Annotated in this window: 22 protein-coding genes; 13 read left to right on the plus strand and 9 right to left on the minus strand. The window is 69.2% G+C overall.

The genetic code is table 11. The annotated features are described in order from the left end of the window. Position 1 precedes the first annotated feature (1 nt). The gene (gene aroB / locus KHF85_RS06160; RefSeq protein ID WP_284568911.1) at positions 2 to 1,111 is read right to left on the minus strand and encodes a 3-dehydroquinate synthase; all 1,110 of its coding nucleotides are present in this window, start codon (positions 1,109 to 1,111) and stop codon (positions 2 to 4) included. Further along, positions 1,108 to 1,650 (minus strand): shikimate kinase, encoded by a 543-nt coding sequence (locus KHF85_RS06165; protein WP_053839057.1) that lies wholly within the window; start codon positions 1,648 to 1,650, stop codon positions 1,108 to 1,110. The genes aroB and KHF85_RS06165 overlap by 4 nt, the downstream gene beginning before the upstream one ends. 150 nt (positions 1,651 to 1,800) lie before the next feature. On the opposite strand from KHF85_RS06165, the gene pdxH reads away from it, so the two are divergent. From pdxH to KHF85_RS06180, 3 genes are read left to right on the plus strand one after another with little or no spacing between them, the layout of a single operon-like run. Continuing rightward, entirely contained in the window at positions 1,801 to 2,400 is a 600-nt protein-coding gene (gene pdxH / locus KHF85_RS06170) for a pyridoxamine 5'-phosphate oxidase (protein ID WP_284568912.1), read from the plus strand. Continuing rightward, on the plus strand, positions 2,397 to 2,849 hold the full coding sequence (gene aac(6'), locus KHF85_RS06175) for an aminoglycoside 6'-N-acetyltransferase (protein WP_284568913.1): 453 nt from the start codon (positions 2,397 to 2,399) through the stop codon (positions 2,847 to 2,849). Before pdxH ends, aac(6') begins: the two co-directional genes overlap by 4 nt. Position 2,850: 1 nt before the next feature. Then, positions 2,851 to 3,642, plus strand: coding sequence for an ABC transporter substrate-binding protein (locus KHF85_RS06180; RefSeq protein WP_284568914.1), 792 nt, complete (start codon positions 2,851 to 2,853; stop codon positions 3,640 to 3,642). A gap of 16 nt (positions 3,643 to 3,658) precedes the next feature. On the opposite strand, the gene KHF85_RS06185 is transcribed toward KHF85_RS06180, so the two are convergent. Then, positions 3,659 to 5,029 (minus strand): MFS transporter, encoded by a 1,371-nt coding sequence (locus KHF85_RS06185; protein WP_284568915.1) that lies wholly within the window; start codon positions 5,027 to 5,029, stop codon positions 3,659 to 3,661. A gap of 159 nt (positions 5,030 to 5,188) precedes the next feature. Here KHF85_RS06185 and soxR point away from each other — a divergent pair, with 159 nt between their 5' ends. After that, positions 5,189 to 5,626, plus strand: coding sequence for a redox-sensitive transcriptional activator SoxR (gene soxR, locus KHF85_RS06190; protein WP_064538844.1), 438 nt, complete (start codon positions 5,189 to 5,191; stop codon positions 5,624 to 5,626). A 137-nt stretch (positions 5,627 to 5,763) separates the two neighbouring features. Here soxR and KHF85_RS06195 read toward each other — a convergent pair whose 3' ends face one another. From KHF85_RS06195 to KHF85_RS06210, 4 genes are all read right to left on the minus strand, one after another. Next, positions 5,764 to 6,219: a DUF4426 domain-containing protein gene (locus KHF85_RS06195; protein WP_284568916.1), complete on the minus strand. Its 456-nt coding sequence runs from the start codon at positions 6,217 to 6,219 to the stop codon at positions 5,764 to 5,766. Between the two features lie 14 nt (positions 6,220 to 6,233). Then, the gene (proC, locus tag KHF85_RS06200) at positions 6,234 to 7,076 is read right to left on the minus strand and encodes a pyrroline-5-carboxylate reductase (RefSeq protein WP_284568917.1); all 843 of its coding nucleotides are present in this window, start codon (positions 7,074 to 7,076) and stop codon (positions 6,234 to 6,236) included. A gap of 129 nt (positions 7,077 to 7,205) precedes the next feature. Then, complete coding sequence (locus tag KHF85_RS06205) at positions 7,206 to 8,669, minus strand: hypothetical protein (protein WP_284568918.1); 1,464 nt, start codon at positions 8,667 to 8,669, stop codon at positions 7,206 to 7,208. A gap of 73 nt (positions 8,670 to 8,742) precedes the next feature. Then, positions 8,743 to 9,393: a YggS family pyridoxal phosphate-dependent enzyme gene (locus tag KHF85_RS06210; protein ID WP_284569486.1), complete on the minus strand. Its 651-nt coding sequence runs from the start codon at positions 9,391 to 9,393 to the stop codon at positions 8,743 to 8,745. Positions 9,394 to 9,517: 124 nt separating this feature from the next. Between KHF85_RS06210 and KHF85_RS06215 the strand changes: the two genes are divergently transcribed. Both KHF85_RS06215 and KHF85_RS06220 read left to right on the plus strand, forming a co-directional pair. Further along, on the plus strand, positions 9,518 to 10,555 hold the full coding sequence (locus KHF85_RS06215) for a type IV pilus twitching motility protein PilT (RefSeq protein ID WP_003471666.1): 1,038 nt from the start codon (positions 9,518 to 9,520) through the stop codon (positions 10,553 to 10,555). 148 nt (positions 10,556 to 10,703) lie between these two features. After that, entirely contained in the window at positions 10,704 to 11,834 is a 1,131-nt protein-coding gene (locus KHF85_RS06220; protein WP_284568919.1) for a PilT/PilU family type 4a pilus ATPase, read from the plus strand. A 416-nt stretch (positions 11,835 to 12,250) separates the two neighbouring features. Here KHF85_RS06220 and KHF85_RS06225 read toward each other — a convergent pair whose 3' ends face one another. Next, on the minus strand, positions 12,251 to 12,790 hold the full coding sequence (locus KHF85_RS06225) for a DNA-3-methyladenine glycosylase I (protein ID WP_284568920.1): 540 nt from the start codon (positions 12,788 to 12,790) through the stop codon (positions 12,251 to 12,253). 15 nt (positions 12,791 to 12,805) lie between these two features. Beyond that, positions 12,806 to 14,614 carry a DUF4153 domain-containing protein gene (locus tag KHF85_RS06230; RefSeq protein ID WP_284568921.1) on the minus strand — a complete coding sequence of 603 codons (1,809 nt, stop codon included), beginning with the start codon at positions 14,612 to 14,614 and terminating at the stop codon, positions 12,806 to 12,808. A gap of 107 nt (positions 14,615 to 14,721) precedes the next feature. Here KHF85_RS06230 and KHF85_RS06235 point away from each other — a divergent pair, with 107 nt between their 5' ends. From KHF85_RS06235 to KHF85_RS06265, 7 genes are all read left to right on the plus strand, one after another. After that, positions 14,722 to 15,288, plus strand: a complete 567-nt coding sequence (locus tag KHF85_RS06235) for a YqgE/AlgH family protein (protein WP_009599956.1) — start codon at positions 14,722 to 14,724, stop codon at positions 15,286 to 15,288. Beyond that, positions 15,281 to 15,778 carry a Holliday junction resolvase RuvX gene (ruvX, locus tag KHF85_RS06240; protein WP_284568922.1) on the plus strand — a complete coding sequence of 166 codons (498 nt, stop codon included), beginning with the start codon at positions 15,281 to 15,283 and terminating at the stop codon, positions 15,776 to 15,778. Before KHF85_RS06235 ends, ruvX begins: the two co-directional genes overlap by 8 nt. A 19-nt stretch (positions 15,779 to 15,797) precedes the next feature. Then, the gene (locus KHF85_RS06245) at positions 15,798 to 16,745 is read left to right on the plus strand and encodes an aspartate carbamoyltransferase catalytic subunit (protein WP_003478088.1); all 948 of its coding nucleotides are present in this window, start codon (positions 15,798 to 15,800) and stop codon (positions 16,743 to 16,745) included. Between the two features lie 273 nt (positions 16,746 to 17,018). Further along, the gene (locus KHF85_RS06250) at positions 17,019 to 19,010 is read left to right on the plus strand and encodes a M1 family metallopeptidase (protein ID WP_284568923.1); all 1,992 of its coding nucleotides are present in this window, start codon (positions 17,019 to 17,021) and stop codon (positions 19,008 to 19,010) included. Between the two features lie 923 nt (positions 19,011 to 19,933). Further along, positions 19,934 to 20,998, plus strand: a complete 1,065-nt coding sequence (locus KHF85_RS06255; protein WP_284568924.1) for a pectate lyase family protein — start codon at positions 19,934 to 19,936, stop codon at positions 20,996 to 20,998. A gap of 525 nt (positions 20,999 to 21,523) precedes the next feature. Continuing rightward, positions 21,524 to 23,692 carry a methyl-accepting chemotaxis protein gene (locus tag KHF85_RS06260; protein WP_284569487.1) on the plus strand — a complete coding sequence of 723 codons (2,169 nt, stop codon included), beginning with the start codon at positions 21,524 to 21,526 and terminating at the stop codon, positions 23,690 to 23,692. Next, on the plus strand, positions 23,583 to 24,488 hold the full coding sequence (locus tag KHF85_RS06265) for an IS1595 family transposase (RefSeq protein WP_284569488.1): 906 nt from the start codon (positions 23,583 to 23,585) through the stop codon (positions 24,486 to 24,488). The genes KHF85_RS06260 and KHF85_RS06265 overlap by 110 nt, the downstream gene beginning before the upstream one ends. The last annotated feature ends 39 nt before the right edge of the window (positions 24,489 to 24,527 follow it).

A 24,527-nucleotide genomic window follows, 5' to 3' on the forward strand; every position in this document is an offset into this window, starting at 1 on the left:
GTCAGCCGGCCTCCAGCAGCGCCAGCACCGCCGCCTCGTCCACGTCCGGCACCACCTCGGCGCGGCCGATGCCGCGCCACAGCACCAGTCGCAGGCGTCCGGCGATGTTCTTCTTGTCCAGCCGCATCCGCGCCAGCAGCGCCTGCGGCGCCAGGCCGGCCGGCAGCGCGGTGGGCAGTTCGTAAGCGGCCAGCAGCGCGCGCAGCCGTTCGGTGTCCTGCGCCGTGGCCATGCCCAGCTGCGCCGACAGCCTGGCCGCCAGCACCATGCCCACCGCCACCGCTTCGCCGTGGTTGAGGTTGCCGTTGCCGGGCGCGCCGTAGCCCTGTTCGGTCTCGATCGCGTGGCCGAAGGTGTGGCCGAGGTTGAGCAGGGCGCGCTCGCCCTTCTCCAGCGGGTCGCGGGCCACGATCTCGGCCTTGTGCTCGCAGCTGCGCGCGATCGCCTGCGCGATCGCCGCCGGTTCGGCGTCCAGCAGCGCGCGGCGTTCGGCGTGCAGCCATTCGAAGAACAGCGGGTCGCCGATCGCGCCGTACTTGATCACCTCGGCCAGGCCGGCGCGCAGTTCGCGCGGCGGCAGGCTGCGCAGCGTGGCGGTGTCGGCCAGCACCGCGCGCGGCGGATGGAACGCGCCGACCAGGTTCTTGCCCTGGGCGATGTCCACCGCGGTCTTGCCGCCGACCGAGGAATCGACCATCGCCAGCAGCGTGGTCGGCAGTTGCACGCAGTCCACCCCGCGCATCCAGCACGCGGCGGCGAAGCCGGCCAGGTCGCCGACCACGCCGCCGCCCAGGGCCAGCACGCAGGCGTCGCGGGTGGCGCCGAGTTCGGCCAGCGCGGCGATCGCCGCGCCGAAGTTGTCCAGGGTCTTGGAGGCCTCGCCGGCGGGGATCGTGAACACGCCGATCTTCAGCTCCGGGCGGGTCGCCAGCAAGGCCTGGCGCACCTGCGCCGCGTACAGCGGGGCGACGTTGCTGTCGCTGAGCAGCAGCACGTGGCGGCCGCGCACGTGCTCGGCCAGGCGCGCGCCGTCGTCGAGCAGGCCGGGGCCGATGCGGATGGTGTAGGACGGGTCGCCTTCGACCGCGACGCTGCGCTGGGAAACAGTCATGCAATGGGGTCCGGAAGTTTCCACGACGCGGCCAGGCGCACGACCAGCTGCGCGGTGGCTTCGGCGGGATTGAGGTGGTCGGTGTCCAGGATCAGGTCGGCGACGTCGCGGTACAGCGGCTCGCGCACCGCGTGCAGCGCGTGCAGCACCCGCTCGCGGTCGCCGCGCTGCAGCAGCGGGCGGCTGCGGTCGCGCTGCAGGCGCTGCAGCTGCGAGGCCACGCTGACCCGCAGGTACACCACGAAGCCATGCTCGCGCATCTCGCGGCGGCTGTCGGCGTCGAGTACCGCGCCGCCGCCGGTGGAAATGAGGTGGCCGGGGGTGCTGAGCACGCTTTCCAGCACGCTGCGTTCGTGCTCGCGGAAGCCGGCTTCGCCGGCGTGCTCGAACAGCGAGGGGATGCTGGCGCCGGTGCGTTCGACGATGGCTTGGTCGCTGTCGACGAAGACGAGGCTGAAGCGCTCGGCCAGGCGGCGGCCGATCACGCTCTTGCCGGCTCCCATCGGGCCGACCAGCACGAGATTGGGGGCGGGATTCATCCGCTGATGCTAGCAGACGCGCCCTGCATGCAGGCCTGGTTGCGGGTCGTGCGCCGCGCAGGCCGTGCCCGGCCCTGCGCCGCGACGCCGCGTGCGTCGCGCCGTGCATGGCGCGACAATGGGCCATCGTCCGCCGAGTGCCTTGCCGCCATGCCCGATCTCTACGCCGAAGCCCTGTCCACGTTCACCGACCTGTTCGCCGAGGCGCGGACCAGCGACGAGGCCGAATACAACGCGATGGTGGTCGCCTCGGCCACGCTGGAGGCGCGCCCGTCCTCGCGAGTGGTGCTGCTGAAGTCCTACGACGCGCGCGGCTTCGTCTTCTACACTCACCTGGACAGCCAGAAGGGCCGCGAGCTGCAGGCCAATCCGCAGGCCTCGCTGCTGTTCCTGTGGCGGCGCATGCGCGAGGACGGGGTGCAGGTGCGCATCGACGGCGAGGTGCAACTGGTCGCTGCGGTCGAGGCCGATGCCTATTTCGCCTCGCGCCCGCGCATGAGCCAGATCGGCGCATGGGCGTCGGCGCAGTCGCGCCCGCTGCAGTCGCGCGAGGAGTTCGAGCAGCGCGTGGCCAAGGCCGAGGCCAGCTTCGCAGGCCGCGAGGTGCCGCGTCCGGACGGCTGGGGCGGTTTCCGCGTGGTGCCGCGCAGCTTCGAGTTCTGGTACGGCGGCAAGTACCGCCTGCACGAGCGCTGGCAGTACATCGCCGACGCCGCCGGGCACTGGTCCAAGCGGATGCTGTTCCCGTGAGCGATGGCTACTCGATCCGCGCCGCCGCCGCCGCCGACCTGCGCGCCTGGGCGGCGCTGCGGGTGGCGCTGTGGCCGGACGAGAGCGATGCCTTCGGCGGCGTCGCCGAAGCGCTGCAGCGCGAGGACGCGGCCAATTTCCTGGCCTTCGCCGGCGACGGCCACGCGATCGGCTTCGCCGACGTGACCCTGCGCCAGGACTACGTCAACGGCACCGATAGTTCGCCGGTGGGGTTTCTGGAAGGCTGGTACGTGGCGCCGGAATGGCGCGGCCGCGGTGTCGGCCGCGCGCTGCTGCGCCAGGTGCGGGACTGGACCCGCGCGCAGGGCTGCAGCGAGCTGGCCTCCGATGCGCTGCTCGACGACGCCGCGGCGCAGGCCGCCCACCGCGCCTGCGGCTTCGAGGAAACCGAGCGCGTGGTGTATTTCCGCATGCCGCTAGCGGACTGACATGGGTCCGCAGCGTATCGTCTGCCTGACCGAGGAACCCACCGAGACGCTGTACGCGCTCGGCGAGCAGGCGCGCATCGTCGGCATCAGCGGCTTCACCGTGCGGCCGCCGCAGGCGCGCCGCGACAAGCCCAAGGTCAGTGCCTTCACCAGCGCCAGGATCGACGCGATCCTGGCGCTGCAGCCGGACCTGGCGATCGGTTTTTCCGATATTCAGGCCGACATCGCCGCCGAATTGGTGCGCAACGGAGTGGAGGTGTGGATCGCCAACCACCGCAGCGTCGACGGCATCCTCGACTACGTGCGCCGGCTCGGGGCGCTGGTCGGCGCCGGCGCGTGCGCCGCGGCCTATGCCGATGAACTGCAGCGTGGCCTGGACGCGATCGCCACGCAGGCCGCAGCGCTGCCGCGGCGGCCGAAGGTGTATTTCGAGGAATGGGACGAGCCGATCATCACCGGCATCCGCTGGGTCGCCGAGTTGGTGCGCATCGCCGGTGGCGACGACGTGTTCCCGGAGCTGTCGGCCGAACCACTGGCCAAGGCGCGGATCCTGGCCAATGGCGAGGACGTGGTGCGGCGCGCGCCGGACATCATCCTCGGCTCGTGGTGCGGCAAGCGCTTCCGCCCCGAGCGGGTGGCGGCGCGGCCGGGCTGGGCGGCGATCCCGGCGGTGCGCGACGGCCAGCTGTTCGAGATCAAGTCGCCGCTGATCCTGCAGCCCGGCCCGGCCGCGCTGACCGACGGCGTGCGCGCGATCGCCGCCATCGTGCAGGCCTGGGCGCAGCGCCGCTAGCTGCGCCGCTGCGGGTTCAGCGCGGTGCCACCGGCTGGGTGCGGCCGGCGATGCCCAGCCCGAGCAGCGCCAGCACGGCGGCCACCGCGAAGGTAGACAGGTACGCAGCGATCACCGACTGCGCCAGCAACGCCGCGAACAGCGAGCCGCCCACCGCCAGCGTGGTCGCCACCGCGATCGCCTCGCTCAACTGCAGCGCCGAACTGTTCGCGCCCTGCTGCGCCGGCGGCGACAGGGTCAGGGTCAGCACCGACAGGGTCGGGTAGATCAGGCCCATACCCAGGCCGGTGGCGGCCCAGCCGAGCATCGCCAGCGCGGCCGGCACGCCGGGCAGCACGGCCAGCGCGGTGCCGCCGATGCCCAGCAGCATCAGCACGCTGCCGCCGCGCAGCCGGCGCACGCGCGAGCCGCGCTGGCCGTCGTGGCCCTGGTACCAGGAGCCGGCGAACCAGCCCAGCGCCCCGATGCTCAGCGCGATCCCGGCCCAGGTCGGCGACAGGCCGCGTTCGCGCGACAGCAGCAGCGGCAGGAACGCTTCGCAGCCGAAGAACGCCGACGCCGCCACGCCGCGCAAGGCGATCACGCTGGGCAGGCCGCGCGCGCCGCGCAAGCTGCCGTCCGGCAACAGCCGCCACGCGCACAGCAGCAACCCGCCCAGCGCCGGCAGCACTGCGGGTAGCAGCCACAGTCCGCGCTGCTGCCCGGCCAGGTACAACAGACACACGCTGGCCGCCGCCCCTGCCGACCACAGGATCGGCGCGGCGCTGGGCGACGGCGCCGCGGCCAGCGCGGGCAGGCGCCGCAACGCCGGCCGCAGCAGCAATCCGGCCGGCAGCGCCAGCAGCGGCACCGCCAGGAACACCCAGCGCCAGCCGACATGCTCCACGATCAGGCCGCTGATGCTGGGGCCGAGCAGCGACGGCACCACCCAGCCGGCCGAGAACGCGGCGAAGATGCGCGGGCGCAGCGCCTCGGGGTACAGCCGTGCGACCAGCACGTACAGCGCCACCGAGATCGCGCCCGCGCCCAGCCCCTGCACCAGGCGCCCGGCCAGCAGCATCGGCATGCCGCCGGCGAACCCGGCCAGCAACAGCCCGCAGACGAAGCAGGCCAGCCCGGCCCACAGCGGCAGCGCCGGGCCGCGCGCATCGCTGCAACGGCCGGCCACGGTCATGCCGATCACGCTGGTCGCCAGGGTGCCGCCGAACGCCAGCGCGTACAGGCGCAGTCCATCCAGTTCGCGCGCCACAGTCGGCATCGCCGCGGCCACCGCCAGCGCCTCGAACGCGATCAGCGAGACCAGCGCGACCATGCCCAGCGTGGTTGCGCGATAGTGCGGCGACAGGACCGAATCGGCAGTGGCGGCAGCGGTGCGGGCGGAGGTCATCGCCGCAAGCGTGCCGGTGCGGCGGTCGCCTGCGGGTGAAGCGTACTGATGCATCGGTGCGGCCTCATGGCGGAATGGCACGATCGCCTGCCGGCGCGATGTTGCGCGGTAGGCGATGGGCGCGCAGCATGCAACCTCAACCGAACTTGAGGTCAGGCGATGCATGAGGAACTGAGCGTGGGGCAGGTGGCCGAACGCAGCGGCGTGGCGGTTTCGGCGCTGCACTTCTACGAGAAGAAGGGCCTGATCCACAGCCTGCGCAGCGCCGGCAACCAGCGCCGCTATGCGCGCGACGTGCTGCGCCGGCTGGCGGTGATTCGCGTCGCGCAGCGCGTCGGCGTGCCGCTGGACAGCATCAAGGCCGCCTTCGCGCAACTGCCCGATGCGCGCACGCCCACGCGCGCGGAATGGGCGCGGATGTCGGCGGCCTGGCGCCAGGAACTGGACGCGCGCATCGCGCAGCTGACCCAGTTGCGCGATCAGCTCACCGACTGCATCGGCTGCGGCTGCCTGTCGCTGCGCCGCTGCCGCCTGAGCAATCCGGCCGATGCGCTGGGCGCGCAGGGCGACGGGCCGCAGCGCTGGACAGCGCCTTGAGCGGCTTGCGCGCGGCGGGAAAAAGCGCAGGGACGTTGTAGGAGCGGCTTCAGCCGCGACGGGCCTTACCGAGATCCTGTCGCGGCTGAAGCCGCTCCTACCGGGGCTCGCAGCGGCAAACAGGCAACGCTGCCGCGCTAGAACGTGCGGGCGAAGCGCACGGTGCCCGCGCCATCGGCGCTGCGTACGTCCACCTGAAAATTCAGCTGGTCGTGCTCGCTGATGCGCACCGTGCCGACGTAGTCGGTATAGGCGTCGGTGACCGCTTCGCGCAAGGCGATGGGTTGCCGGCGGCCGCTGAGGTCGGCGGCGACGGCGCTGACCTGGCCGCTGGCCGGCAGTTCTTCGCCGTCCTGCACGCGGCGCAGGGCGATCACCACCAACGCGGTCTCGGCGTCGCGGGCGATGCTGTAGCGGCGCGCGGCGCCATCGCTCAGCGCCAGCGTCGGCAGTGCGTTGTAGTGCACGCGCAGCGCGCCCAGGTCGGCCTGCGCGGGCGTGGCCGCGACCAGCGTGGCAGGGCGCGGCGCGTCCTGCGCCGAGCAGGCGGCCAGGGCCAGGCACAACAGCGCAGCGGCAGGCAGGTTGGGCATCGGCGGGGCTCCGGTCAGTCGTTGGCGGCGGACAGTGCGCGGCCGCGTGCGACGGCCGCAGCGATGGCGGTGGCGGTCAGCGCTTCGAAGCCGCCGGCCTGGAAGGTCTCGATCGCGGCCTGGGTGGTGCCGTTGGGCGAGGTCACCCGCCGTCGCAGCTCGCTCGGCGCCTCGCCGGATTCGGTGAGCATGCGCGCCGCGCCGAGCACGGTCTGCAGCACCAGCGTGCGCGCCGCCGCGGCCGGCAGGCCTTGCGCGATGCCGGCTGCTTCCATCGCTTCGGCGAGCAGGAACACATAGGCCGGGCCGCTGCCGGACACCGCGGTGACCGCATCGATCAGCGCCTCGTCCTCGACCCACACGCTGACCCCGGCGGCCGCCAGCACGCGCTCGGCGTGGCTGCGCTGCGCGGCGTCGACGCCGGCATTGGCGTACAGGCCGGTGACGCCGGCGCCGAGCAGCGCCGGCGTGTTCGGCATCGCCCGCACCAGGGCGTGGCCGCCGCCGAGCCAGCGGTCCAGTTGCTGCGTGGTGATGCCGGCGGCGATGGACACCAACAGCGGCCGCTGCGCCAGCGCCAGCGCCGCCAGCTCGGTGCAGACGCTGCGCAATACCTGCGGTTTGACCGCGAACATCCACAGCGCCGCGCCCTCCACTGCGTCGGCCGCGGTGGCGACCGCCTGCACGGCGTACTCGGCGGCCAGTGCCTCGCGCAACGCCGCCAGCGGCTCGGCCACGCGGATGCGACGCGGATCGGCGCCCTGCCGGACCAGGCCGGCGATCAGGCTGCGCGCCATGTTGCCGCCGCCGACGAAGGCGATGTCGGCGGTGCGCAGATCGGGAGGAGCGGAAGACATGGCGCAACACCGTCGCGGAGAGGGAGTGCCATGGTAACGGCTGCGCCGCGCCGCAGTGCTGCGCGGCGGCGCGACAGGTTCGGGCGATGCAAGCGCGTCGGCCGCGGGTGGCGTGCCGGCGCGGCGGGCTCAGTTCGCTTCGGTGAAGGTGATCGACGGCGTGGAGCCGCCGGTTACCGAACAGCTGCCCAGGTACAGGTTGTTGGTTTCGCCTGTGGTGCCGGCGTTGGCGGCGCAGGTCGGGGCGGCGGTGTCGCCATTGGTCGCGGCCACATTCACCGTGATCGACACCCCCCGGTTGAACTCCGCTCTCGCGCCTGCATCATTGCCGACCACATTGAATTCCGACTCCTTCCACACCGTCGCGATCTTGAGGATATCGTCACTGGCGCTGACGCTGTAGGCAGTGCTGCCGTCGATGAAGGTCACGACGTCCTCGCCGTTGGCGGTGGCCGAGCCGATCAGTTTGAGGTCGGCCAAGCGCGTGATCGGCACGTCCGGTACAGGCAGCGCCTCGCTGTCGCGGTAGCACAAGTCTTCTTCGCTTATCCAGTCCTTGGGGCAGTCGGTGCCGTAGCCATTTAGATAGTACTCGATGAAGACCGCTGATTGCTTTGGCGCCTTGTAGCCGGTGGCATAGATGAACTGCTGCCAGACGGTACAGCCCGAACGCCCTTCGCAGACACTGCTGCTGTCAACGTTGGTGTTCAGCTGAAGACTGTACTCGTTGGGTCCGATGACGCCGCCGCTGCCGAAAGGAGGCACGCCGATGCTGCGTTCGGAGGTTACGCCGCTGACCTTGGGGAAGCTGCCGATGGTCTTGCTGATGAGGGTTTGGGACCTCAGCACGTAGTCGTTGCGGTTGCCGACGGGCGCCGTGGTGTCCATGATGGTGTTGCGCGTGATGGCGTGCACGTGCCGATGCCGGGGCAGGCGCGTGCAGGCATCCGTTTGCCAGGCGGTGCCGGGGTAGCTGGCGTGGAAGCAGCCAACGGCCGGTGTCTTCTGATGCGCCATGGTCTCGCGCCATGCCGCATGTGCCTGCGCTTCGCCGGGTGTCATCAGCGCTTCGTCGGTCTGCCATGCCGACGTCGCCGCCGCCGCAGCGATCGCCGTGGGGACATGCAGCAGCGCGATAAAGCACGCGCCAAACAGCAATTTCGTTGATGCTTCCATCTTCTTATGACCTTGTCGGAGCCGAGCGCATTCGGCGATATGGGCGGTGGAACAGCCACCGCCGGTGCCTATCGGAACCGAATGCCTCCATCCGCAGTGTGATCTCTTCGAAGGATCGTGACGCTGCATGCCATGCCGTGTCGCCGTTCCTCGGGACGGCCCTCGATTGGGATTGGAAAGTCCAGTTTTTTCAATCGTTTGAAATTCCGCGGCGGTTTGGCGTGCGTAAATCAACAGGGGGGACTTCGTAGACAATTCGGCGACGACAGGCGATATCACCGGATCGCTGCGTGAATCGGCATGTCGCTTCACGGCGTTGGCGAGCGGAAAGTTGGCGAGCGGAAACACGCAGGCCTGGCTGTTGCCGGATACCGCGACGACTCTCTGCCGTTGGCGAATGACCGACGCCACAGTCATCGCATTTGAATAGTTCGTAGCCAAGCTCGCGCCTGCGCTTGCCTTGGCAGCATCGCGGCCGCGGCGCGTGTTTTCAGGACGCCGCGCGCGGCGCGCGGCTGCCGAACAGCGCGGTGCCGATGCGCACCAGATTGGCCCCGGCCGCGATCGCCGCAGCGAAGTCGCCGCTCATGCCCATCGACAGCGTATCGGCCTGCGGATACGCGGCGCGCAGCCGTTCGAACAGCGCGGCCATGCGCGCGAAGGCGGCGCCGCGGCGCTCGGCGTCCGGCCATGGCGCGGGAATGGCCATCAGCCCGCGCAGCGCCAGTGCCGGCTGCGCGGCGATGGCCGCGGCCAGCGCCTCCACCTCGGCGGGGGTGCAGCCGTGCTTGCTGGCCTCGTCGTCGATGTTGACCTGGATCAGCACGTTCAGCGGCGGCCGCGACGCGGGGCGGTATCTGGCCAGGGCGCCGACCAGCTTGGCCCGGTCCAGCGTCTGCACCCAGTCGAACAACTGCGCCGCCTGCTCGGCCTTGTTCGACTGCAGGTGGCCGATCAGATGCCATTGCAACTGCAGCGGCGCCAGTTCGGCGATCTTGCCCGCCGCTTCCTGCACGTAGTTCTCGCCGAACGCGCGCTGTCCCTGCGCGGCGAGGGCGGCCACCGCCGCGGCCGGCTGGGTCTTGGACACGGCCAGCAAGCGGGCCGGGGGACGCTGCGCGGAGGCCGCGGCGCGGTCCATGTCCAGGTGGATCTGCTGCAAGGGGGAGAGGGGCACGGGCGGCGCTTCTGGCAATGGGGAAGGGCGCTATACTGCCGCCCGGGGAATCATCCTTCCAGTCGCAGCCCAAGGGGAAAAGCAGCGTATGGATATCGCTGAACTATTGGCGTTCTCGGTCAAGAACAAGGCATCCGACCTGCACCTGTCCGCCGGCCTGCCGCCGATGATCCGGGTCGATGGCGACGTACGCCGCATCAACATCCCGGCACTGGATCACAAGCAGGTGCATGCGCTGGTGTACGACATCATGTCGGACAAGCAGCGACGCGACTACGAAGAGTTCCTCGAAGTCGACTTCTCGTTCGAGATTCCCAGCCTGGCGCGCTTCCGCGTCAACGCGTTCAACCAGAACCGCGGCGCCGGCGCGGTGTTCCGTACCATCCCGTCCGAAGTGCTGACCCTGGAAGACCTCGGCTGCCCGCCGATCTTCCGCCAGCTGATCGACCAGCCGCAGGGCCTGATCCTGGTCACCGGTCCGACCGGCTCGGGCAAGTCGACCACGCTCGCCGGCATGATCGATTACATCAACAAGAACGAATACGGCCACATCCTCACCGTCGAGGATCCGATCGAATTCGTGCACACCTCGCAGAAGTGCCTGATCAACCAGCGCGAAGTGCACCGCGACACGCACGGCTTCAACGAAGCGTTGCGCTCGGCGCTGCGCGAAGACCCGGACATCATCCTGGTCGGCGAGTTGCGCGACCTGGAAACCATCCGCCTGGCGCTGACCGCCGCGGAAACCGGCCACCTGGTGTTCGGCACCCTGCACACCAGTTCGGCGGCCAAGACCATCGACCGCATCATCGACGTGTTCCCGGCCGGCGAAAAGCCGATGGTGCGCTCGATGCTGTCCGAATCTTTGCGCGCGGTGATCTCGCAGGCGCTGCTGAAGAAGGTCGGCGGCGGCCGCACCGCGGCGTGGGAGATCATGGTCGGCACCCCGGCGATCCGCAACCTGATCCGCGAGGACAAGGTGGCGCAGATGTACTCGGCGATCCAGACCGGCCAGCAGTACGGCATGCAGACCCTGGACCAGCACCTGCAGGATCTGGTCAAGCGCAGCCTGATCACCCGCAACCAGGCGCGCGACTACGCCAAGGACAAGCGGGTCTTCGAGTGAGGCCGGGACCGGGGACTCGGGACTCGGGACTCGGAAAAGCGATCCATCGCGGTTTGATTTTTCATTGGGTGGACAGGGCAGGATCGGGAGTCGGCGGCTTGTGCCGTTCGAGTCCCGGGTCCCGCGTCCCGAGTCCCGGAGCCTGCAAATGAGCACCATCGACTTCACCTCGTTCCTGAAACTGATGGCGCACCAGAAGGCGTCGGATCTGTTCATCACCGCGGGCATGCCGCCGGCGATCAAGGTGCACGGCAAGATCACCCCGATCACGCAGACGCCGCTGACCGCGCAGCAGAGCCGCGACCTGGTGCTGAACGTGATGACCCCGGCGCAGCGCGAGGAATTCGAGAAGACCCACGAGTGCAACTTCGCCATCGGCGTGGCCGGGGTCGGGCGCTTCCGCGTCAGCTGCTTCTACCAGCGCAACCAGGTCGGCATGGTGCTGCGCCGGATCGAGACGCGCATCCCCACCGTCGATGAGCTGAACCTGCCGCCGGTGATCAAGACCCTGGCGATGACCAAGCGCGGCATCATCATCTTCGTCGGCGCCACCGGCACCGGCAAGTCGACCTCGCTGGCGGCGATGATCGGCTACCGCAACCAGAATTCCACCGGCCACATCATCACCATCGAAGACCCGATCGAGTTCGTGCACAAGCACGAGGGCTGCATCATCACCCAGCGCGAAGTCGGCATCGACACCGACAGCTGGGAGAACGCGCTGAAGAACACCCTGCGCCAGGCGCCTGACGTGATCATGATCGGCGAGGTGCGCACCCGCGAAGGCATGGACCACGCGATCTCCTTCGCCGAAACCGGCCACCTGGTGCTGTGCACCCTGCATGCCAACAATGCCAATCAGGCGATGGACCGGATCATCAACTTCTTTCCCGAAGACCGCCGCAGCCAGCTGCTGATGGACCTGTCGCTGAACATGCGCGGCGTGGTCGCCCAGCAGCTGATCCCGACCCCCGACGGCAAGAGCCGCCGCGTGGCGATCGAGATCATGCTCGGCACGCCGCTGGTGCAGGACTACATCCGCGAGGGCGAGATCCACAAGCTCAAGGACGTGATGAAGGAATCCACCAACCTGGGCATGAAGACCTTCGACCAGAGCCTGTTCGAGTTGTACCAGGCCGGCGAGATCAGCTACGAGGACGCGCTGCGCCACGCCGACTCGCAGAACGAAGTGCGCCTGCGCATCAAGCTCGCCCAGGGCGGCGACGCCAGGACCCTGGCGCAGGGCATGGACGGGGTGGAAATCGCCGAGGTGCGCTGAGCGCTCCAAAAGCGCCATGGCACGCCGCACCCTGACGCCAATCCCTCTCCCGCCGGTAGAGGCATCCCACCGGGAGAAGCTGGAGCGTAGCGCCGGATGAGGGTACGGGCGCAGCCTCGCGCACCCAAACAGCGTGAGTCGCTTCGCGCCGTACCCTCAGCCCAACCCCTTTCCCGGCGGGAGAGGGGCAGCATGTCGCGCGCTGGTTGCAGCAGGGCGCAGCGACGTTTGCGCCACGCGCTGTATGCAGGCGAGCGGCGCTGGCCGCAGGCGCCGTTCTGGCAGGCGCGGATGGCGGGGTGACCGATCCGCAACAGGGGATGGGTTGCTGTTCAAGGGCTGTGGAACGCCATCGTCGGTGCCGAAAATGCGCCAGCGGATGGAGCCGCGCTCTCGATGTGCCTGGAGCGAAAGGTTCACGCGCCGCGCATCCACGCCGGATCCAGCCGCGCGATACGCGCGAAGGCCGGGCAGTCTTCGCGGTGCGCGCCGCGCAGGTAGCCAAGGCTCATCAGGAACTCGCCGGTGATCTCGCCGCCGGTGAAACGGAAAGTACGCTTGAACAGCTTGATCCACTCGGCCTTGTCGCGCGGATGGTGCGCGTCCAGCCAGGCGGCGAAACCGCCGTGCGAGGCGCGCAGGCCCTGAATCACCTGCGCGTTGTGGATCGCCGCGTGCACCTTGAGCCGGTTGCGGACGATGCCGGGGTCGGCGAGCAGGCGCAGCACGTCGGCCTCGCCGTAGCCGGCGACCGTGTCCACATCGAACCCGGCGTAGGCGGCACGGAAGCCTGCGCGCTTCTTCAGCATCAACTCCCAGCTCAGCCCGGCCTGGTTGATCTCCAGCACCAGCCGCTCGAACAGCTCGGGTTCGGCACGCTGCGGAACGCCGTATTCGGCGTCGTGGTACGGGCCATGCAAGGCGTGGCCGGGGGCGATGTCGCAATAGCTGGGCATGTCGGGCAGACTCCGTCAGTCGTCCTGGTCATGGTCTTCGGGGGAGATTTCGGCGCGCCGCGCATCCGGCAAGCTCAGGTCCGGCCAACGCCGTGGCACCAATCCCAGCTTGCCGGCGCGCAGCGCGTCGAACGGCGCATCCGCGCGATCGCGCGAGCTGGGCGAGAAATGCACGCGCGCCACGTCCTGCCAGCGGTCCTGGCGGCGCGCGTGGATCCGGCATGCCATGCCGAAGGTGTCGCTGTCGTTGCACAGCAGCGCCTCGTCGCTGCCGTCGCCGTCCAGATCGCGCAGCAGCAGCGCGCAGTGGTCGCCACGCTGCAGGCAGCCGGCGTCGTGCAGCGTGCCGGCGAGCAGCGCCTGCCACCAGCCATCGCCGGGATCGGCGCTGCCGGCGGCGAGCGGGATGTGCTGGCGCAGTTCGGCCGCAGCGGCGATGCGGTCCTGCGCGCGCTGCTCGCCGCTGGTGTCGCCGTCGCCGCCCCAGCGCTGCGTGCGTTGCAGGATGCGTTGCAGCCGTTCGCGTTGCGCCGGGTCCTCGGCGAAGCCCGGCGCGTCGCGCAGCGACTGCGCCGCCTGGTAACCGCGGCGGCCGCTGTCGAAGCGCAGGTAGGACAGATCCACGTCCGCGGCCGCGGTGCGGCCGTCGGCGAAGCGTTGCAACTGGTTGCCGACCACGATGCGGTAGGGGTCCAGCAGCGGCGAACTGCTGGTCAGCGCCAGCGCGATCACCACCCAGGACATGACCCGGTTGACCGGCGCCAGCGGCCGCAACCAGCGTCCGTCCGGGCGCAGCACCGCCCACGCGTAGCCGAACGCGTAGCCGCAGGCGACCACCGCCACCAGCACGCCGTTGAAGCGCTCCGCGCTCCAGCCGTACTGGTCGATACGCAGCCACAGCGCGTACAGCGCCAGCAGCGCGTACAGCGACAGGCTCAGCAGGCCGGCGTCGATCAGCCGCCGCAGCCATTGCGGATAGGGCGCGGTCGCGCTGCCATCCTGGTAGACCGCATTGACGAACAGCACCAGGGCCGCCACCAGCGCGATCAGGATCTTCGCCGCGGCGCGGGTTTCCCACAGCGGCTGCAGGCCGGTGAACGGCAGGCTCAGCGCGAACAGCACCGCCACGAACGCCAGCAACGGCAGCAGCCCGGTGCAGATCGCGAACAGGATCTGCCGCATCACCTGCACCGCGCGCTGCTGGGTGCGGCCGATCAGCAGGCCCAGGCCGAACATGATCCCGGTGGCGAGGTAGACGAAGGCGCCCTGGCGGAACAGCTCGCGGAAGAACTCCAGCTTGACCAGCGCGAACAGCGCGCCCCACAGCCACAGCACCAGCCAGCAGATGCCGACGAACAGCCAGGCCAGGGCCAGGGTCAGCGCGTTCTGCCAGGCGTGTTCGAACAATTCGCGGTACGGCGCCAGCCAGTGGCCATGCTGCAGCCGGCATTGCAGCCACGGCAGCAGCACGAACATGCCCAGCGTGATGGCCATGCCGAACGGGACCAGCACGTTCGCGCTGCGCAGCCCGGGCGCGCCGGTGACGCTCCACGCGGCCCAGGCCGACAGCGCCGCCACCAGCAGCGCCAGCGCGATCAGGTGCTGCCACAGGCGCAATTCGCTCAGGCGCCGCACCGACAGCAGGGTCAGCGTCGGCACGGTCAGCACCAGGGTGTACCAGCACACCCGGCCGCCCAGCGCCGCGAACGGCCACCACCCGGCATCGGCGCCACGCTGGGCCAGGTACAGCAGCGCGCCCTGCAGCAGCGCGACCAGGACGATGAAGGCGCGGCTCTGGCGCGGCAGGTCGGGGGCGGTTTCCATGCGGGACAGCATCCTTGGCAGCGCGGCGGTGCGCGATCGGGGATGATTATGGCAGTCCGCTCCGGCCAGGCGCAGCGCCGGTCCGGGAGGGACGATAGAATGGGGCCATGTCCGCTTTGCCTACCCCTCTGGCCAACCAACTGCTGATCGCGCTGCCGGCGCTGTCCGATCCCCATTTCGCGCGCGGCGTGGCCCTGATCTGCCAGCACGACGCCAGCGGCGCGATGGGCGTGCTGGTCAACCGCGCCTCCGAATACACGCTGGGCGAGGTGCTGGAGCAGATGGGCATCGACACCGTCGACGCGACCCTGCGCGAGCAGGTGGTGCTCAGCGGCGGGCCGGTGCATCCGGAACGCGGCTTCGTCATCCACGACGGCGAACGCGCCTGGGATTCGAGCCTGGCGTTCGGCGACGGCCTGTTCCTGACCACCTCGCGCGACGTGCTCGAAGCGATGGCCCGCGGCGACGGCCCGCGCAACGCGGTGGTCGCGCTGGGCTGCGCCGGCTGGGGTGCCGGCCAGCTCGAATACGAGCTGGGCGAGAACAGCTGGCTGACCGCGCCGGCCGATGCCGAACTGCTGTTCGAGCTGCCGCTGGAGCGGCGCTGGCAGACCGCCGCCGGCCGCATCGGCGTGGACCTGTTCCGCCTCACCGACTACAGCGGGCATGCCTGAGCCCGGCGCGCCCGCTGCGGACAGCGCCGCTGCCGGCACGATTCGCCGCGACGGCACCGTGCTCGGCTTCGACGTCGGCCACCGTCGCATCGGCGTGGCCGTGGGCAGCAGCTTCGGCAGCGGCGCACGCGCCCTGGCCGTGGTCGATGTGCATGCGCAGGGGCCGGACTGGCCGGCGCTGGACCGCCTGCATACCGAATGGCGCCCGCACGGCCTGGTGGTCGGCGATCCGCTGACCCTGGAGGGCGCCGACCAACCCAACCGCAAGCGCGCGCATGCCTTCGCCCGCGAACTCGGTGCCCGTTACCGGCTACCGGTGGTGCTGGTCGACGAGCGCTCCAGTTCGGTCGAAGCGGCCCAGCGCTTCGCCGGGGACCGCGCCGCCGGGCGCAAGCGCCGCCGCGACGCCGCCGCGCTGGACGCGGTCGCCGCCGCGGTGATCGTCGAGCGTTGGCTGGCCGCGCCCGACGACGCCACTCCCATTTCCTGATTCCTTTCCCGGACCCGCCATGACTGACCCGCAACTCGATTCGAACGGGCGCCTGCGCCACCTGCTGACCCTGGAAGGCCTGCCGCGCGCGACCTTGCTGCAACTGCTGGACCGCGCCGGGCAGATCCGCGACGCGGCGGTGGGCCGGGTCGGCAAGCGCAACGTGCTGGCCGGCACCGCGGTGTGCACGCTGTTCTTCGAACCGTCCACGCGCACCCGCAGCTCGTTCCAGCTGGCCGCGCAGCGGCTCGGCGCCGACGTGCTGAACTTCGACGCCTCGACCTCGTCCACGCGCAAGGGCGAGACCGCGCGCGACACGCTGAAGAACCTGGAAGCGATGGGCGTGCGCGGCTTCGTCGTGCGCCATCCCGAGGACGGCGCGGTCGAGCGCCTGGCCGAAGCGGCCGGCGAGGGCACCGCGCTGATCAACGCCGGCGACGGCCGCAGCGCGCATCCCACCCAGGGCCTGCTCGACATGCTGACCCTGCGCCACGCCAAGGGCGGCGATTTCTCCAAGCTCAAGCTGGTCATCGTCGGCGACGTCAAGCACTCGCGCGTGGCGCGTTCGGACCTGCACGCGCTGCGCACGCTCGGCGCCGGCGAAGTGCGCGTGTGCGGCCCGCAGGCGCTGCTGCCCGACGACGGCACCCTGGACGGCTGCGTGGTCGGCGACGACTTCGACGCCATGCTCGATGGCGTGGACGCGGTGATGATGCTGCGCCTGCAGCGCGAGCGTATGGAGGAAGGCCTGGTGTCCTCGCTGGAGGGCTACCATGCGCACTACGGCCTCACCGCCGAGCGTCTGCGCCGCGCCGCGCCGGGCGCGGTGGTGCTGCATCCGGGACCGATCAACCGCGGCGTGGAGATCACCGACGACGTCGCCGACGGCCCGCAGTCGTGCGTGCTGCGCCAGGTCGCCAACGGCGTGGCGGTGCGCATGGCCGTGCTGGAGACGTTGTTGGGGTGAGGCGTGGTGCGCGCGTAGTGGGCGCTCTTGCCTGGATGTGTTGCCTGTCGCGATGGGATGCCCTGCTTCGTTCGTCGCGGCTGAAGCCGCTCCTACAGTGCACCCAGCACGTTCGCTGCAGGCTTCTGTAGGAGCGGCTTCAGCCGCGACGATCGCAAGCGACGCACACCCGCCTGCGGTGAATGTCCGCGCCGACGACCACGCCAACCGGCACATCCACGCCACACCGTTTTGGCATACCATCGGTGGCGATCCTTCCCACGGACGCCCCACATGATCCATGCCCTGCGCCGCGCCGGTTACGTTTCCCTCGTGGGCTTCGCCCAGGCCGCCGCCGCCGCGCCGGCCGCCGCCGCACCTGCCGGCGGCTACGACCCGCTGGCCCTGTTCGCGCCGCTGCAATTGCCGCAGCCGGCCAGCGCCTATCGCAGCGGCGGCGGCGTACCCGGACCGCTGTACTGGCAGAACCGCGCCGACTACGACCTGCACGCCAGCATCGATCCGGCCACGCGCACGCTCAGCGGCCAGGAAACCATCACCTACAGCAACCGCAGCCCGGACACGCTGGACGTGCTGTGGCTGCAGCTGGACCAGAACATCTACCGCGCCGACGCGCGTGCCAGCGGCGTGCGCCCGGCGCGGGCGGAAGGTCCGCCGGCGCCGGCCAGCGACGGCTACCGCATCGCCAAGGTGGAAGTGGAGCAGGGCGGCAAGCGCGTGCCGGCCCACTTCCTGGTCGACGACACGCGCATGCGCGTGGACCTGCCGCAGCCGCTGGCCGGCGCCGGCAAGGCGCTGAAGCTGCATATCGATTACGCCTACACGGTGCCCGGCACCTGGGGCGGGCGCACCGCGGTCACCCCGACCGGCGACGGCGACATCTACGAGATCGCGCAGTGGTATCCGCGCATGGCGGTGTACGACGACCAGCGCGGCTGGGACACGCAGCCCTACCTGGGCGCGGAGTTCTACCTGGAATACGGCGACTTCGATTATGCGGTGACGGTGCCGTGGAACTACCTGGTCGCCGGCTCCGGCGAGTTGGTGAACCCGGCGCAGGTGCTGACCGCCACGCAGCGCCAGCGCCTGGCCCAGGCCGCGGCCAGCGACCGCACCGTGGCGATCCGCAGCGTTGCCGAAATAGGCGATGCGGCCAGCCGGCCCACCGCCAGCGGCACCCAGACCTGGCGCTTCCACATGGCGCATACCCGCGACGTGGCCTTCGCCGCCTCGCCGGCCTTCGTCTGGGACGCCGCGCGCATCAACCTGCCCGACGGCAAGCACGCGCTGGCGATGTCGGTGTATCCGCGCGAAGGCGTCGGCGCCGACAAGTGGGGCCGCTCCACCGAGTTCGTCAAGGCGTCGATCGAGCATTTCTCGCAGTGGTACCCGTATCCGTGGCCGGCGGCGGTGAACCTCGGCGGCCACGGCGCCGGCATGGAGTATCCGGGCATCGTCTTCGACGACATGCACGACGGCGGCAAGGACCTGTTCTGGATCACCGCGCACGAACTGGGCCACGGCTGGTTCCCGATGATCGTGGGCTCCAACGAGCGCCGCTACGCGTTTATGGACGAGGGTTTCAACACCTTCATCGACGTCTACGCCTCCGACGCGGTCAACCACGGCGAATTCGCGCCCAAGCGCGACAGCGAGTACGCGCCGAAGGGCGGCAACCCGGTGGACGAGATCCTGCCGCTGCTGGCCGACGCGCAGGCGCCGAACCTGCTCGACCGCGCCGATGCCACCAGCGAGACCTACCGTCATTCGCTGACCTACTTCAAGGGCGCGCTGGGCCTGGTGCTGCTGCGCGAGCAGATCCTCGGCCCGGCGCGCTTCGACCCGGCGTTCCGCAAGTACATCGCCACCTGGGCGTACAAGCATCCGACCCCGTCGGATTTCTTCCGGCTGATGGAAAGCGAGTCCGGCGAAGACCTGTCGTGGTGGTGGCGCGGCTGGTATCTCAACAACTGGCAGCTGGACATGGGCGTGCGCGTGGCCCGCTATGTCGAACACGACCCGGCCAAGGGCCTGCTGGTGACCTTGCAGAGCCGTCAGAAACTGGTGATGCCGGCGACCTTGCGCATCGACTTCGCCGACGGCAGCCACCTCGACCAGCGCGTGCCGGTGGAGACCTGGATCCAGCAGACCCAGCCGCAGATCAGGGTGCCGAGCACGCAGAAGGTGGTGCACGTGACCTTGGACCCCGAGCACAAACTGCCCGACTCCGACCGCGGCGACAACGCGATCGACGCGGTGAGTTGAGCCCGCCTGCTCCGCGACGCCTGGCGGCGGCGCGCCGCTTGCGCCGTGCCGCCGGCGCGGCGACAGTGCCGCGCCGCACGCGCTCGTGTGCGTGCGCATGCAGCGAGAAGGATCTTGCCAAGCCGTGACGGCGCCGCCATCGCGATCGCCGCATGTGGTGCTGCGGCGCCGAGCAAGGCGGCGCGCGTTGCGCGTCGCGCTGGCCGCGGCGTCGCTGACCCGCGACCGCCCACCGCACACCGCACACCGCACCTGTTCTGGGTCTATCGCCTGCTGCGTTTCGAGCACGTGCGTGGCGCCTACGCCGATGCAGATCTGCCCGGGCTTGCCCAAGTGAATCCTCTACAGTGCGCGGCCGCACAACAGCCGTGCCAGCATGCCGCTCGGGTCCGCGCCGGAAGCGCGCGTCGTGGGCGGCGCGCGAGCACGGCAGGATCGCGCCGGCAGCGGCCGGCCCGTAGCGGTCTCGCGCGTTCGCGTGCTCGTTGGCGACGACGCGCGGCCGACCTCGCCTGCGCCGTTCCATGCTGCATGCGCAACATCGGCTGCATGTGCGCAGATGGGCCAATGACGCGCGAATGTCTCCGCTGCGAAGCCAGCGCGTTCGGCGGATGGCGCCGCGCGTCGTGCCGATGACGCTGGGTCGCGGTTCTTCGGCGTATTCGGCACGCCTGCAATGTCGCGCGCGAGCGCGTTGCAAACGCCTGTCTTCGCCTGTCGTTGTCTGTCTCCCGCTGTCCGTTCGTGTCTGTTTTTCATGTCTTGCGGCGCGATCGTAGGTGCCGATCTAGCTTCCCGATTCGGCCGATTGTGCTGGCCCTGGGCGAGGCGAAGACTGCGCCCGGCCCCCACGCCCCGTGCCATCGCCCATCGCGTTCCGCGCAGGGCGCCAGGCGCTTATCGCTGCAAGATGGGAGAGTCTGATGAACATCCAGCCGCTCAAGGGCACGCTCGCGCTTGCCTTGGTTTTCTGCATATCGCCGGCCGTCGCCGGTCCGGTCGGCTACGGCGCCGCCACCACCGGCGGCGGCAATGCGATTCCGATCAACGTCGCCACGATGGAGGCGATGCAGGCCGCGATCAATCATTATTCCGGCAGCGGCGGCCTGGTGCTGAACTACACCGGCCAATTCAACTTCGCCAGCATCGGCAACGTCTGCGCGCAGTGGCAGTTGCCGGCCAGGACGGTGCAGATCAAGAACAAGAGCAACATCACCATCAAGGGCGCCAACGGCTCGTCGGCGAACTTCGGCCTGTGGGTGGGCGGCAATGCGCACAACATCATCATCCGCAACATGACCATCGGCCTGCTGCCGGGCGGCGAGGACGCCGACTCGATCTCGCTGGAAGGCAATTCCACCGGCGAACCGTCCAACATCTGGGTCGACCACAACACCTTGTTCGCCTCGCTGACCAAGTGCGCCGGCGCCGGCGACGCCTCCTTCGACGGCGGCATCGACATGAAGAAGGGCGCTCACCACGTCACCGTGTCGTACAACCACGTGCACGACTACCAGAAGGTCGCGCTCAACGGCTACAGCGACAACGACACCAAGAACGCCGCCGCGCGCACCACCTATCACCACAACCGCTTCGAGAACGTGGAATCGCGGCTGCCGCTGCAACGCCGCGGGCTGAGCCACATCTACAACAACTACTTCAACAACGTGCTCACCTCCGGCATCAACGTGCGCATGGGCGCGGTGGCGCTGATCGAGGCCAACTACTTCGAGAATGCGAAGAACCCGGTGACCTCGCGCGACAGCAGCGAAATCGGTGACTGGGACCTGATCAACAACTACGTCGGCAGCGGCATCACCTGGAGCGTGCCGGACAGCACCAGCAAGCCCTACGCCAACGCCAGCACCTGGATCTCGTCGAAGACCTTCCCGCAGCCGCTGGGCTACATGTACACCGCGATCCCGGCCGCGCAGGTCAAGGCCAAGGTCATCGCCACGGCCGGCGCAGGCACCAACCTGGCTGAATAGGCCGTGTAACCGCCGTGCGGCCGCCCCGGCTCGGTCCGGGGCGTTGCCGCTGGCCCGTCCTTCCGCATGCGCGCCGCGCATGCGATGCGCGCGGCGCGTGCACGGATCCGCGCCGCATCGGCCGATCGGTGCATGCCAGGCCCGCAGTGCATGCGAGTCGTAATGCGTCGCCGGTGCATAACGCGATCGCGTCGCAGTCGCGCTTGCCAGATGGCATTTTTCACATCGATTTCATCGATCCGGGCGTCTCGCGACGGCCTCGCCGGCCGGTCTGCACATGCCGCTCACTTCTGTAACGGCGTTCAAAAAAACATGCGCAATTGCGCATCAAGAATCTGTGGCCGCCGCCGTTACATCGCCCAAGCATCGACAGTGGTCTCGTGCTCGGCAGGCAGAAGCTTAACCCATTTTAACTGCTGCCCAGCCGTGCCAGCACCGTTACGCATCTTTTTATTTTGTGCCAGGTTCCGCATGTTTGTAAGCCGTGGCGCAGTTCCATTTCCTTTCCCCCCAAATAGGTGTCCCATGATCGGATTTCTTCAGCGCTACAAGGTCGGCACGCGGCTCTCTGCGGCGTTCGGCGTGCTTATCCTGCTTTCCTGCGCGCTCGTCGTCGCCGGGTTGATGACCCTGGCGCAGGCGCGCGAACGCATGGAAACCATCGTCAAGCGCAACCTGACCATCCTCGGCTACGTCGGCGAGATGCAGAAGGCCAGTTCTGACGTGGCCATCAACCTGCGCAACATCGTCCTGCCGACCACGCGCGGGCAAAATCTCCAGTTCGCCAAGGCCATCGAGGGCGAGCGTGCCCGCTACAGCGACAACCATGACAGGCTCTATGCGATTCCGGTTTCGGACTCCACTGCCGCGCACATGCGCAAGGAGATCGATGACCGCTACGCGCTGACCCGCGCGGCCAATCAAAAGGTGCTGGACCTCGGCATGGAGGACAAGGACGATCTGGCGCTCATTGTGTTGATGAAGGAGGCAGGACCGGCCACCGAGAAGTGGCAGGAGGCGATCGACGTATATTCGGAGCGGCAGCACAAGCGTGGCGCCAAGGCCTATGCCGACGCCAATCTGGCGATGGACCGCGGCCGCATCATGCTGATCAGCGGCGGCGTGGCGGTGGTCGTGGTCAGCGCGCTGCTGGCCTGGCTGATCACCCGCAGCCTGACCGTGCCGCTGGGCCGCGCCACGCGCGCCGCCGAAGCGATCGCACGCGGCGAACTGGACAACGACGTGAACACTGCTGCCAACGACGAAACCGGCCGTTTGCTGAGCGCGATGCATGGCATGCAGGAACAATTGCGCAACCTGATCGCCGCACAGTTGGACATGGCCAAGCGCCATGACGCAGGCCAGATCAGCTACCGCATGGATGCGGCGGTGTTCCCCGGCGACTACGGGCGCATGGCGGCTGAAACCAACAGCGTGGTCGATGCGCATGTCGCGGTACAGCTGAAGCTGGCGCAGATCATGGGCCGTTACGCGATCGGCGACCTCAGCCAGGACATGGACCGCCTGCCCGGCGAGAAAGCGGCGTTCACCCAGACCATGGACGAGGTGAAGGCCAACCTGTCGGCGATGAACGGCCAGATCAAGCAGCTGGCGCAGTCCGCCGCCAATGGCGACTTCAGCGCCCGCGGCGACGCCGAGCGTTTCCAGTTCGACTTCCGGGTCATGGTCGAGAGCCTCAACCAGCTGATGACCACCGCCGACGGCAATCTGCAGTCGCTGTCGGCCTTGCTGCAGTCCATCGCCGCCGGCGACCTGACCGCGCGCATGCACGGCCAGTTCCATGGCGTATTCGCGCAGATGCGCGACGACGCCAACGCCACCGCCGAGCAGCTGGCCGAGATCGTCGGCCGGATCAAGCACTCGGCGGTGTCGATCAACGCCGCGGCCAGCGAGATCGCGACCGGCAACGACGACCTGTCGCGGCGCACCGAACAGCAGGCTGCGAGCCTGGAGGAAACCGCTGCCTCGATGGAGGAGTTGACCTCCACCGTGAAGCAGAACGCCGAGCATGCGCGCCAGGCCAACCAGCTCGCGGCCGGTGCCGCATCGGTGGCCTCGGAAGGCGGCGAGGTGGTCGGCCAGGTGGTGAGCACGATGAGCGGTATCGAAGCCTCGTCGAAGAAGATCGCCGACATCATCAGCGTCATCGACGGCATCGCCTTCCAGACCAACATCCTGGCCTTGAATGCGGCGGTGGAAGCGGCGCGTGCCGGCGCCGATCGCTGCGCGTCGTTCGTCGTCCGTCGCCGCGATGACCACCGACAAGGACTGGCAGGAGTTCTGAGCGGCGCATGCGGTATTCGCCACCCTTCAACTGGAGGGCGGCGTGCTGTCGCGACGCACGCATTGCGTGTCGCGCAGGAAGTGCGGGCCAGTTGCCGCAGCGGCTTGCCGGGACGATGCGCTGGGTGTAGCCGCCGCATTGCCTTACCGGGGGGCCTGATTAGCGCTGTGTCTCAGCTGGTGATGCTGCCTTGGTTTAGAAATGCAGGTTCTTCAGTGAGATACGGCGATGACGCTCAATCGGATCCAGTTCCAAAAGGGGCTTTCGATTCCGGCTTTTCTGAGCCGCTACGGCTCCGAGGCGCAATGTGTCGAGGCCTTGGTTCAGGCCAGGTGGCCCAATGGCTTCGTGTGTCCGCAGTGCGGACACACGCATGCCAGTGGCTTTGAGCGGGGACGCCAGCACCTGTGGCAGTGCGCGCGCTGCCGGGTACAGACCAGCTTGACCGCCGGCACGCCCATGGCAGACACCAAGCTTCCCTTGCGGGTGTGGTGGCTGGCCATCTATCTGGTGAGCCAAGCCAAGAACGGAATTGCTGCGCTGGAACTGGCTCGGCAACTGGGCGTGTGCTATCGCACTGCATGGCGGATCAAGCACAAAGTGATGTCGGCGATGGCCGATCGTGAGCAGTCACGCCGGCTCGACGGAGAGGTCCAGATCGATGATGCCTATCTGGGCGGCGAACGCGCCGGTGGTCCAGGCCAACCGCAGTGGCGCAATAAAGTGCCGTTTATTGCAGCGGTTTCCCTGCATCAAGGGCGCCCGCGCTATCTCCGCCTGGATGTGGTCTCCAGCTTCCGAAGAAGCGTCGTGCACACGTGGGCTCAGCAGGCACTGGCACCGGGCACCCATGTCGTCAGTGATGGGCTGACAGCGTTCACCGGTGTGGGCTGGGCAGGCCTGACCCACGATGCCATCGTGACCGGAAGCGGCCGCAAAGGCGTCCAGCAGCCTCGTCTGCGTTGGGTCAATACGATCCTGGGCAATCTCAAAACGGCGCTTAGCGGCACCCACCATGCGGTGGACTTCCCCAAATACGGCGCGCGCTACCTGCATGCGCATGCCTACCGCTTCAATCGCCGCTTCAACCTGGCCGCCATGGTGCCGCGCCTGGCCAGTGCCCTGGCCGGCGCGGGAAGGCTCACAGAGCAGCAACTGCGTACGACAGCTGAGACACAGCGCTAATCAGGACCGGGGGGGGGGGGGGGGGGGGGGGGGGGCACG

Source organism: Xanthomonas graminis pv. graminis (assembly GCF_030168915.1).
Lineage (GTDB): Bacteria > Pseudomonadota > Gammaproteobacteria > Xanthomonadales > Xanthomonadaceae > Xanthomonas_A > Xanthomonas_A translucens.